At 59.6% G+C, this 11,379-nt stretch carries 5 protein-coding genes and 2 pseudogenes; 3 read left to right on the top strand and 4 right to left on the bottom strand.

Going from position 1 to position 11,379, the window contains the following annotated elements:
- Positions 1 to 272: 272 nt before the first annotated feature.
- Complete coding sequence (locus tag F6X37_RS34365; RefSeq protein WP_187614474.1) at positions 273 to 1,250, bottom strand: IS5 family transposase; 978 nt, start codon at positions 1,248 to 1,250, stop codon at positions 273 to 275.
- 113 nt (positions 1,251 to 1,363) lie between these two features.
- Between F6X37_RS34365 and F6X37_RS34360 the strand changes: the two genes are divergently transcribed.
- On the top strand, positions 1,364 to 2,170 hold the full coding sequence (locus F6X37_RS34360; protein ID WP_187614473.1) for an IS5 family transposase: 807 nt from the start codon (positions 1,364 to 1,366) through the stop codon (positions 2,168 to 2,170).
- A 213-nt stretch (positions 2,171 to 2,383) separates the two neighbouring features.
- A pseudogene (locus F6X37_RS34355) lies at positions 2,384 to 3,092 on the top strand (response regulator).
- Positions 3,093 to 3,218: 126 nt separating this feature from the next.
- Here F6X37_RS34355 and F6X37_RS34350 read toward each other — a convergent pair.
- The gene (locus tag F6X37_RS34350; RefSeq protein WP_187614472.1) at positions 3,219 to 3,902 is read right to left on the bottom strand and encodes a response regulator transcription factor; all 684 of its coding nucleotides are present in this window, start codon (positions 3,900 to 3,902) and stop codon (positions 3,219 to 3,221) included.
- A 343-nt stretch (positions 3,903 to 4,245) separates the two neighbouring features.
- Between F6X37_RS34350 and F6X37_RS34345 the strand changes: the two are divergent.
- A pseudogene (locus tag F6X37_RS34345) lies at positions 4,246 to 5,522 on the top strand (IS256 family transposase).
- Positions 5,523 to 5,739: 217 nt separating this feature from the next.
- On the opposite strand, the gene F6X37_RS34340 reads toward F6X37_RS34345, so the two are convergent.
- Both F6X37_RS34340 and F6X37_RS34335 read right to left on the bottom strand, forming a co-directional pair.
- Entirely contained in the window at positions 5,740 to 9,126 is a 3,387-nt protein-coding gene (locus F6X37_RS34340; protein WP_187614471.1) for an ATP-binding protein, read from the bottom strand.
- Between the two features lie 1,457 nt (positions 9,127 to 10,583).
- The coding region (locus tag F6X37_RS34335; RefSeq protein WP_187614469.1) for a M23 family metallopeptidase at positions 10,584 to 11,379 on the bottom strand (796 nt) is incomplete at its 5' end.

Here is an 11,379-nt window from a genome sequence, read left to right as displayed (position 1 = left end):
ACGAATTTTTAGTTCGCAGCCTTTCACAAGCACTGATTTCCGCGCGCGATTGTCTGACCAGATAGGGCCGCCAGGATCAACGGTGGCCAACCCACTATTCGCCTGTTAATCTTGTATCGTTACTAGAGCGTGTTAGGGCTAAGCTGAACAAGCCACTAAATCGGCGACGTGTCAGCGACTTGAACGTCGCCAAGTCATGAGGCCGAGCTTAAGCCATTGCTTTTCGGCCCTCGCAGGCCCGTTGGGCGGGCACTTTGCCCGCCTTTCGCCCACTATGGGCGTACCGGTGCCATCAGTTTCTTTCGCGACAGGTAGACGTTCGCCAGCGCGAGCGCGACGAACGCCCGGTTGGCGTTCTTTGCCAGCCCGCGATAGCGCACCTTGGTAAATCCCCACAGTCGCTTCACGACCGCGAAGACATGTTCCACCCGGGCGCGAATCTTCGACTTGTTGCGGTTCTTGCCACGCTGCACCTCGTCGACTTCGCCGCCCGCACGGCGCGTGCGCTGATTGGTAAAGTCGCGCGCCCTGGGCGCCTTGCTGTGGATCAGTTCCTTCTGGCTCGCATAGGCGCTGTCGCCGTAGACGCGCCGCTCCTGCCCGTGCAGCAATTGCGGCAGTGGATGCTTGTCATGCACATTGGCCGGCGTGAACACCGCGCTGTGCGCCAGGCCGCTCTGGCTGTCCACACCGATGTGCAGCTTGGCGCCGAAATACCATTGGCGACCCTTGCGCGTCTGATGCATCTCGGGGTCGCGCGCCTTGTGCTCATTCTTCGTCGAACTCGGCGCGCCGATGATCGTCGCGTCCACGATGGTGCCGCTGTTGAGCTTCAGGCCGCCAGCCTGCAGCACCCGGCCCACTTCGGCAAACAATTGCTCGCCCAGTTTGTGCGTCTCCAGCAGGCGCCGGAATTTGAGTAGCGTCGTCGCATCGGGCACAGCTTCGCAGCCCAGATCAACGCCCGCAAAGCGACGCAGGCTGGCGCTGTCATAGAGCGCCTCTTCGCAAGCGAAGTCGGCCAGATTGAACCAGTGCTGCACGAAGTGGATCCGCAGCATGCGCTCCAGACCAATTGGCGGGCGGCCATTGCCGCGCTTCGGATAATGCGGCTCGATCACCGCGCACAACTGCGCCCATGGCACGATCGCATTCATCGTGTCGAGAAACTCGTCGCGCCGCGTGCGTTTGCGGTGCGTCTCGAAACCCGCTCCCTGATCGGCTGCCATCGCCAGCGTCTGCTGTTTCATCCTGTTCTGCCTGCCTCTTTAAACACGATCTATATAACGCGTGAAGTACCAACTCGGTGGACTTGATCAGCATTGCCTTAGGCACTTTGTGTCAGACCTGGTAACCTGGCGGGATGACAGAACGCAAGCCATACCCAACGGATGTTTCGGACGAGGAATGGAGCTTCGCCGCTCCGTACCTGAGCTTGATGAGCGAAGACGCACCGCAGCGCCGATACGAACTGCGCGAGATGTTCAACGCGCTGCGCTGGATGGCGCGCGCCGGCGCGTCCTGGCGTATGCTGCCGACCAACTTCCCGCCGTGGGAACTGGTCTACCAGCAAACGCAACGCTGGCTGAATGCGGGTTGCTTCGAGGCGATGGTGAACGATTTGCGCTCGGTGTTGCGCGTGGCTCAGGAACGGCAAGGCCAGCCCAGTGCGGTCATCCTGGATGGACGCACATTGCAGTCCACGTGTGAAAGCGGCCCGCGTGCGGGCTACGACGGTTACAAGCGCAAGCGAGGCAGCAAAGTCCACATGGCTGTCGACACGCTCGGCCTGCTGCTCGCGGTGCATATTACACCGGCCAACGAGCAGGAGCGCGCCCAGGTGGGCGAGCTCGTGCGTCAGGTTCAGCGCGTAACCGGTCAGACGGTGAAAGTTGCATTCGCTGACCAGGGCTATACGGGCGACACGGCTGCGCAGGCCGCACGCGAAGAAGGCATTGAGCTGCAGGTCATCAAACTGTCTGAGGCGAAGAAGGGCTTCGTGCTGCTGCCCCGTCGCTGGGTGGTCGAGCGCAGCTTTGGCTGGCTCAACCGATTCAGGCGCCTTGCACGCGATTACGAGCGCTTGCCTGAAACGCTGGCAGGCCTGCACTTCGTCGTCTTCGCCATGCTTATGCTCGTTCATGCTGCACCGATTATGCAAAGTTCCTAACACGCTCTAGTAACATGAACTTAAAGTCCGACGTTTGTCGATTTAAATTCGTCTCAGTGCGGTGAAACATGAAATGGCACCGATTTAAGGTTAGAAACCTGACAGACAGGCTGACCAGCCCCAGGAACACGGTCCCGCTTTCTCATAGTCGAATTGCTTATGCGGGCGCGTTGTAATGCAAGGCATTGTGCCCGGAGATAAAGGACGCCCCAAATGGAGAATGCCGCCATCCAGGTCATGTTTGCCGACGATCACCCTGCGATCGTTGCCGGACTGATTTACATGTTTGAAGAACACCGTACCATCAAGAGTGGGCACCTGCACAAACTCGACCGAGCTGATCGCGGAACTCGGCACGCAGCCATGCGATGTACTGGTGTGCGATTATTCCATGCCGGGCGGCAATTACGGTGACGGCATTACGCTGTTTTCATTTTTGCGGCGCCGAGACCCGGCCATGCGCATTGTCGTGCTGACGATGATCGACAACCCAGGTATCATCCGCTCGCTGCTCAAGCTCGGCATTCAGTGCATTCTGAGCAAGGCCGACCCGATGGAACATCTGGTCGCCGCGATTCACGGCACATATGCGGACGCACGTTATTTCTCTCCAACCATTTCAAAGATTGTCTGGCAACTCAACGTGGATACGCCTACCTCCGGCAGTCGAGCGCTTACTGCACGCGAATCCGAAGTGGTCCGACTCTTCGTGTCGGGACGGTCGGTCAACGAAATCGCAGCGCAACTCAAGCGCAGTAAACAAACCATCAGTTCGCAGAAAGCCAGCGCAATGCGCAAGCTAGGCGTGGGAAACGACATCGAGCTGATCAAGTGTTCGATTGACACGGCGCCTACCCTCGTACCGGAAGACGGTGCCCATGATGCGTCCGATCCGACGCAGCCACGCGACGGCAAACCCTGACGACGAGATGAGAGCGGCGACGAGGGCCTTTAAGTGCATACGCGACCGAGGGTAGCATCGCAACAAAAAACACTAAAAGCGCAAAAGCGATGAGTTTGGACGCGTGTGATGCGAAGACTGATCCGGTCAGATCTCCGGCTGCGACCCATCGGTCGCCACACCGAGCCCAGCTTCGTATGCAAAGTGAAACAGGTCGGCGTCCCGTTCAATCCCGAGCTTTCGCATCGCGCGGGTCTTTTGGGCACTGATTGTCTGCTTAGTGCGATGTAGTCGGTCGGCGATTTCATTCACAGACATACCTGACACGAACAGCCGGATGACTTCCGTTTCGCGCATGCTCAGCGTTTGGGTGCGTTCGTTCCGACCAGGAGAGGAATCCGGAATAGCGTCTTTCAGGCTTCGCGAGGTAGAAAGAAAGTAGGTGGCGCCCGCATAGACAGCGTGAATCGCGGAGATCAAATGGCTCGTGTCATGAGCTTTACTTAACACCGAATGCACGCCACGCTTTGACATTTCACGCGTAATGGCAGGGTTTTCGATAGTCGTGAAGACTACGATCTTGAGCGCCGGGTAGGTTCGTCGCAAGAATGCCAACAACGTCAAGCCGTCCCCGTACTCTCCACCGGGCATCGCGTAATCGGTAATGAGGACATCGCAAGGGGCGCTGTTCAGCACCTTGATGAGCTCGCCGGAGTCTCCTGCCGTGCCTGTAATTTCCAGCGTAGGTACAGCGGAAAGTTCGTGCTTGATACCGGAAAGGAGTGCCGGATGATCGTCGGCCAGCACGACACGGATTTTCATTTTGCTCATGCAAAGCTCCGCGGAAATGGGATGAACCGGGCCGCGACGGCAAGCTCAATGTACCCGAATCTGACTTATCCGAGAATACCCTCTGGAAAACTGGAAAGCAAAAAAAGTGGGGCAAATTCGACTGACTGGAGAATTTATGGCTTTCCCTCGTAGGTGTCGGGTTTCCGAGGGCTGGCCACCTGGAACCGAGAGCCGGGCCATTGTCGACGTTGTCAAGTAGCTGAGGTCGTCGCGAAGAGGGTCAGATGAAGAAATCAAAATCGCCGCTTCTCGGTCACCGAGGGTGTAAAAAGTTTTGTGTAAACGGTCATTTGGCAGGAGACTGCCGGCAACAGGAGCATAGATGACCGTAGCGAAACGCAATAAAAGAGAGAAACCCGATCCTGAGCTCGTCAAGCTGGCAGACAGCCTGCTGGCGAATTACCAGAAGCCGGAAGACCTGATAGGCGAGAACGGCCTGCTCAAGCAGCTGACCAAGATGCTGGTGGAGCGTGCGTTAGAGATGGAGATGTCCGAGCACCCGGGCCATGGCAAGAGCGAAACGGTGACCAATGCCACGGGCAACACCCGTAATGGTCATAGCGCCAAGACGCTGCAGGGGGAGTTTGGCGAGTTGCCGCTCAATATCCCGCGCGACCGTCAGGGGGCGTTCGAGCCGAAGCTGGTGGAGCGCCATCAGACGCGCTGGGCGGGCTTCGACGACAAGATCATTTCGCTGTATGCGCGTGGCCTGAGCGTGCGCGAGATCCAGGGGCACCTGGAAGAAATGTACGGCACGGAGGTCTCGCCGACGCTGATCTCGGCGGTCACCGACGCCGTCAGTGATGAGGTGAAGGTCTGGCAGGCCCGTGCGCTCGACGCGCTCTATCCGATTGTCTATCTCGACTGCATCCACGTCAAAGTGCGCGACAGCGGCGCGGTGCGGACCAAGGCGGTGTACCTGGCCATCGGCGTGAACATGGCCGGCCACAAGGAAGTCCTGGGACTGTGGATCGCCCAGACCGAGGGGGCCAAGTTCTGGCTGCAGGTGGTCACTGAGCTCAAGACGCGCGGCGTGCAGGACATCTTTATCGCCTGCGTCGACGGGCTTAAAGGCTTTCCTGAAGCCATTGAAGCGGTTTACCCCAAAGCGGCCGTGCAACTGTGCATCGTGCACATGGTGCGCAACAGCCTGAACTTCGTGCCGTGGAAAATGCAGCGGGAAGTCGCCGCCGACCTGAAGACGATTTACACTTCATCGACCGTCGAGATGGCCGAACAGATGCTGGGCGCCTTCGAGGCCAGGTGGGACCGGGACTATCCGTCCATCGGGCAGAGCTGGCGACGCAACTGGGCACGGGTGATTCCGTTCTTCGATTACCCACCGGAGATCAGGAAGGTGATTTACGCCCCGGAGGAAGTCCCCTTCGGGGACACCACGAACGCCATAGAATCGATCAACATGAGCCTGCGCAGGTGATCAAGACCCGCAGCTCGTTCCCGACCGATGAGGCCGTCACCAAGCTGTTTTACCTGGCCCTGAACAACATCAGCAAGAAGTGGACGATGCCGATCCGCGACTGGAAGGCCGCACTGAACCGTTTCACGATCCAGTTCGAAGAGCGGCTGGTGCCGGGTTAAACCTCAACCTGTTTACACAAAATTCCGGACACCCCCGCGCACCCTCCCTTCCCTGCTTGACGAACATGAGGCCGGGCCCCGAACAGTCATCAACCCACGCGTAAACGTGGGCGCCGCATGCGAGGCTTATTTGACAAACCGCCTCAGCATGCGCTAGCACTGGATCGTCACGTTGATAACCCATCCTGCGGACGTCCTTTCACCAGAATCAGATTTCTCAACCGACCTCAGGACACTCAGATTCTGATACCTCCGCAAGAACTTCACGCAGTGTTTTCGTGTCGGTCAGAACATCGGTGCGCAAACGGGCGCCAAGAGTCTCAATCATTTTCTGCGCCATCTGAATACCATCCTTCGATATCGTTATTTCCAGCCGGGCGCATTGATCTGCCAGGGCGTCATGCCCAAACACCGCTAACGCGCCTCGCAGCGAATGCAACTCAGCCAGCAACCGGGTTGCATCCCCGTCATTGTGTGCCGCACGGATCACCGTCAGCGATGCCTCACACGACTTCCGGAACATTTCACGCGTCTGTTCCGGGACGGCTCGCCCCCCCAGCATGCCGTCGCGCCTGGGCTCGCTTCCATCCGCTTCTATCACCACGCGTGGCACGCCAGTCACTTCCGACAGAACCGCCGACAACTCATCCAGTTGTAGCGGCTTGGTCACCACGCGTGCCATGCCGGCCGCCTCGCACCACCTTCGCACCTCCAGCGTTGCGCTCGCCGTGGCCGCCACAATCGGCATGTCCGGCCAGTGCACCTGTGCTTCGCGTGCCAGCGCGTAGCCGTCCAGTACCGGCATCGACAGATCCGTCAGCAGCACATCAAAGCGTTCCCGCGATAGCCAGTCCAGTGCGTGCTGCCCATCTTCTGCCGCCCGCGTCTCGCAGCCCAGCATCCTCAACTGCTCCTCGAACAGTTGACGGTTCACCGCGTTGTCCTCCGCGATCAGCACTTTCAACCGGCGCGACGACAGCACCTGCTGCGTCTCATCGCACGCCTGGAGCGCCTCGCCTTGCAAGGTGTACCGCAACGCCGCCACAAGCCCCTTCAGGCTGTAGCTCGAGACCCTGACTACCGGCTCTACCGCTACCGGATATGCCGGACCTTCCGTACTACTGTCGATCACCCACGACGACTCCGCTAACAAACCGCTTTCATCATCCGCGTGCCAGGTGTCACGCTCGCCGCAGAGGATCAGCGCGTCCGCCTCGTTCAACATCGCCGGGTGAAGTTGCGCCGGATGCCGGTATGCCTGCACCTGCAGTCCCCACGCCTCCAGCGCTGCTACTGCATACGTGTGCCAGGCGTCCGCCGCAGCCACGAACAGTATCCGCTCTCCCGCGAAACGCGGCATGTCCGACTCGCCTTCGCTCTCGCCCAGCGGCACCCGCGCCGTAAAGCAGCTGCCCTGACCTGGCTCGCTGCGCACGGCGATCGTACCGCCCATCGCATCGATCAGCCGCGCGCACAACGCGAGGCCAAGACCCGTGCCGCCAAAGCGACGGTTGATCGTTGCATCCGTCTGGCTGAACGCCTGGAACAGAAGCGCCTGCTGTTCCGACGACATCCCGATCCCGCTGTCTTCCACCTCGATCGTCAACATCGCGTCCTGATCGTCCACGCCCGCCTCCACCGACAACCGCAGCGTCACCTCCCCATACGCCGTAAACTTGATGGCATTCGCCAGCAGGTTGTTCATCACCTGGCCAAGCCGAGTCGGATCACCCTGCATCGGCAGCACCGGCGACGTTCCGAACACGCCCGACAGCCTCACGCCCTTTGCGCGCGCCAGCGGTCCGAACATCAACAGCGCCCGAGACGCCACCTCCTGCGCGTCGAATGCGATCCGCTCCAGTCTCATCTCGCCGGCCTCGCTCCTCGAGAAGTCCAGCACATCACTGACGACCTCAAGCAGTCCGTCCGCCGAGGCCCGGATCGTCGTCAGACGGTCGCGCTGCAACGCATCCAGTTGCGAGCGCGACAGCAGTTCCAGATTTCCCATGATTGCATTCAGCGGCGTGCGGATCTCATGGCTCATCGCCGCAAGGAACGCCGATTTCGCCGCGTTGGCGGAGTCGGCCGCCTGCTTCGCGTCACGTAGCTGCCGCTCCAGACGCTTTCCCGCCGTGATGTCCGTGAACGCCGTCACAAGCACGTCCTGTCCCTGGTAGCGCGCCGGCACAACGCTCACCGAGAGGTCCATCGCCCCGCCCTCGCGCGTAGGGAGCGTCAGTTCCTCGTGCAGCATGCCGTTCGCCCCCGTTGCCCCGCCGCGCTCCCGGTGACGTCGAACCAATTCCGCCGACAGCGTCTCGGTCGGCACGACTACCCGCGCCGCAGCGTCAATCATCGTCGGGCTACGCAATAGCGCCTTTCCGCTCTCCACTGCGATCAGCCCCAGCCCCACTGGCGCCGTTTCGACCAGCATGCGGCTCAGGTGCTCACTCTCGAACACCCGTCGCGATCGCTCAATTGCCGGCCGGAAAACGCGTTGCTTGAGATAGATCAGAAACCCCCATACGACGGCAAGCGTCGCAAGCGTGAGCACAGCACCGATACCGATCTGTTTGCCGATGCCCGCAACAACGTCGCGCCATGTAAATACATAGACAAGCACCCAGCCCGTATCGCCAAGACGATCCGCAATCGTGAATACACCGTCCCGCCAGGTTTCGCGTTGCATGCTGCCGGTCGCTCCCGCGACACCTAACGCCCGAACGCGATCAATCAATGCAGGGGCCTGCTCATTCCAGGCTGTGCTCGCTACTATTTCTCCTTTCTCTGACACGACCATATACGTGCCATCGAACCCGCCAACGGTCAGAGGTGCTGTCAAGATCTCCGGGTCGTATTCCGTCACGAGGATCGCAAACGGTGATCCGTCTGAGAACACCGGCGCGGCGATGCGAATCGCCATTTTTCCCGTCAAGGGACTGATAGCAGGCAGCATCCAGGATACGGGCCGGCGATTATCGGGTTGCTCGCCCGCATGGATGCCGGCCAGACCATCCCCCAGATCCGCAATCAAATGCGCACGGCCGGCAGACGTCCCGGCCATCGCTGCCTGGTGGGGCAAGGGCGCAGACAGAATTCCGGCAATATTGTGCTGCGCACCATAGAAATAGCGGCTCGCCTGCTGGCCCCGCACCAATGAATTTACTGCGCTGACACGGCCGAGTTGTGCAGTGAGACCAAGATAGCGACGGCGTTCATCGTGGGTCAGGGATTTACCTGGCATGTCGAACAACAACGGCGGTTGTGCCGTGGACATGGGTAATGGCACGAATGCGTACCCCTGACTGCGAAATCGCGTGATTAGCTCAAGATCGACCTGATCCGCGTCCTGCCACGCCAGCTCCGCGCTGACTAGCGCGGAGCGGAACAATGCTTCGCTCGAGTTGACTTCGCTCATGACGAGGTTGCGATCGACGAGGAAGTTCTGCCGCTCGGCTGCAACCTGCCCGCGTACTGCCGACAACGCCGCGAGCATGAAAGCGAAAAGCATCATGATCGTGGTCACCAATCCACCACCGAACACCAGCAGCTTCTTGTAGCGCTGCAACTGGTTCAAGGCATCATTCTGTGGAGCGGAGGACATGGCGGCACCGGTTCGTTCTGGAGACTGTCGATGCACCTTTGACAATCACACTGACGTAGCGCACCGAACCAAAACGATTATCGCGGCGCGAGAGCGGATCCGATCAGCCGCCCCCACAAATCAGACCCATGCGATGCGAAAGCAAATAATAATCAGACCCGTCAACGTGCCGGCGTGCGCACTGAGTGTGAGTCAAGGCTTCGCGAGTAGGTTCGGACGAGTCAGTACTTGCGAACATTTTTGCCAACAGTGGTTCTTCACCCCTGCCTCACTCATCTCTGTGGAGACTGTATTGAGCGCAATGAAGATCCCGCATCGTGCTCGCTGACGATCATCCCGCGGTGCTTTTTCGGCATTAAGCAATAACTGGCTGTAGTCCTCCCACTAGACGTTTTAGGCACGGCGAAGAACTCAGGCGAACCAGGCAAGTCGCTAGACGCTTCCTCTTGCGACATCCTCGTCACGGAATACGCGATGCCATGGGGATAGTACGGTGACGGCTTGAGGTTTTTAGCCTTCGTGCTGCGAAAGTATCCTGCACTCAGCTCAGAATTGTGGTCTTTACGACATTCGAAAATGCCGCCTCACCCGTGCAGGTATCTTCACGTTGCTGGCATGTTGACGGGGTCGCGGTGAGAAGCAACCCAACACACCTGGCACAGACGTCATTTCTTATGCCGGCTACCGATTTCCGTCCGACGTGATTGGCTAGGCGGTGTGGCGATACTTGCGCATAGCCAGAGAATCGCTGGCTGCGCGCGGCATTGAGCTCATGTACGAAACGGTGCGACGCTGATCGGTGAAGTTCGGGCTTGCCATTGCTCGACGCATCCGTTCCACCGCGTTGGACCGGGCCAACAGGTGGCACCTCAACGAAGTGGTGATCACGATCGACGGCAAGCAGTACCCGCCGTAGCGTGCGATGGACCAGCCTGGCGCGGTACCGGATGTACTCGCACAAAGCCGGCGCGAGTGGCATGCGGCGACGCACATCATGCGTGATCTGCTTAGGAAGCACCGCCGCGCTCCGCGTGTTCTGATCACCAGTAACGTGGAACCCCGACAGCACAAAGAATTGCACAACCGGGCGGAGAACTCGCACCAGCCGACGCGAGTGCGCGAAAAAGTGTTGCACGCTTCAAATCAGCGCGCTATCTGACGCGATTCGCGTCGGCTCATGCTCAGGTGAGCAATCGGTTCAAACGCTGCCGGTACAGCGCGAACGCGCAACAGAAGCGGCAGACACGCAAGGAGGCCTGCGAGGCGTAAGAAGCTGCAACCGGAAATCCGATTCCGGATTGCCTTGCCAACCAGGTGAGCCAAACTTATGTCATGCGATTTCGCATGCACGTCATTCGGCAATTTGACATGCCAGTCACGGAAAATATCGACTGAAGCACGCGAGACTCACCGAGCGCGAAGCGACCGACTCATCCAGAGAAGCATAGTGTCGTAACTCAGACCAACGAGTCTTTAGGATTCTCTGCGTGGTTCAGCGTGCGTCCGGCGTTCGATGCTGTCCTGACCATCGGGGCGTTGACCGCTAACGCCGCCAGTTGCTCACGCATGGCGCCCGTCATACCGTCGAACGCGATGCGCTGACTGGCCGTAAGCGGCGAAGCGCCAGTTCGGCTCGTCAATGCGAGTGGATCGGTAGGGTGATTGTTCCGCCGCACCTCGAAATGCAGGTGAGGTCCCGTGGACCTGCCGGTGCTGCCTACTGCGCCGAGTCGTTGTCCTTCAGTCACGGACGCGCCAACGCGCAAATCGCGGGCGAAGCTAGACAGATGTGCGTAATACGTCGTATAGCCTTGTGGATGATTGAGCACAACGTACTGCCCATATCCGCTTTCGTTGCCTACGAACTTCACGGTTCCCGAAGCGGCCGCCACTACGGGCGTCCCCTTCGGCGCGCTAAAGTCCACGCCGGTGTGAAAATGCTGCTTGCCGCTGACCGGATGGACACGATTGCCGAAAGTCGAACTGACCCTAACGTAATCGAGCGGCATCGAAAAGGGTTCAGTGGCAAGCCGCCGTCCGTCGAATGAATAATAGTCCCCGTTGGCGTGCCCCGGTGCGACAAACCACACGGCCTGGTAGACCTTAGCGCCTGAGCGGAGTTCGACGGCCGTCACGCGCCTGCGCTGTGGCGCCGCGGCATCGCGCCCGTGGAAAACGCGATAGGTGTCGCCCTTCTGCGCGGGCGCCGCAACGTCGAGCCGGGAGGCAAAAATACGTGCAATCTGTTCCCGT

It is taken from the genome of Paraburkholderia sp. 31.1 (assembly GCF_014397645.1).
Classification (GTDB): Bacteria; Pseudomonadota; Gammaproteobacteria; order Burkholderiales; family Burkholderiaceae; genus Paraburkholderia; species Paraburkholderia tuberum.
The sequence above is the reverse complement of the archived record's forward strand: the minus strand, read 5'-3'. Positions and strand labels throughout refer to the sequence as shown.

Coding starts and splice junctions, on each gene's coding strand:
- F6X37_RS34365 (WP_187614474.1), bottom strand. CDS start 1,250: ATGAAACAGCAGACGCTGGCGATGGCAGCCGATCAGGGAGCGGGTTTC.
- F6X37_RS34360 (WP_187614473.1), top strand. CDS start 1,364: ATGACAGAACGCAAGCCATACCCAACGGATGTTTCGGACGAGGAATGG.
- F6X37_RS34350 (WP_187614472.1), bottom strand. CDS start 3,902: ATGAGCAAAATGAAAATCCGTGTCGTGCTGGCCGACGATCATCCGGCA.
- F6X37_RS34340 (WP_187614471.1), bottom strand. CDS start 9,126: ATGTCCTCCGCTCCACAGAATGATGCCTTGAACCAGTTGCAGCGCTAC.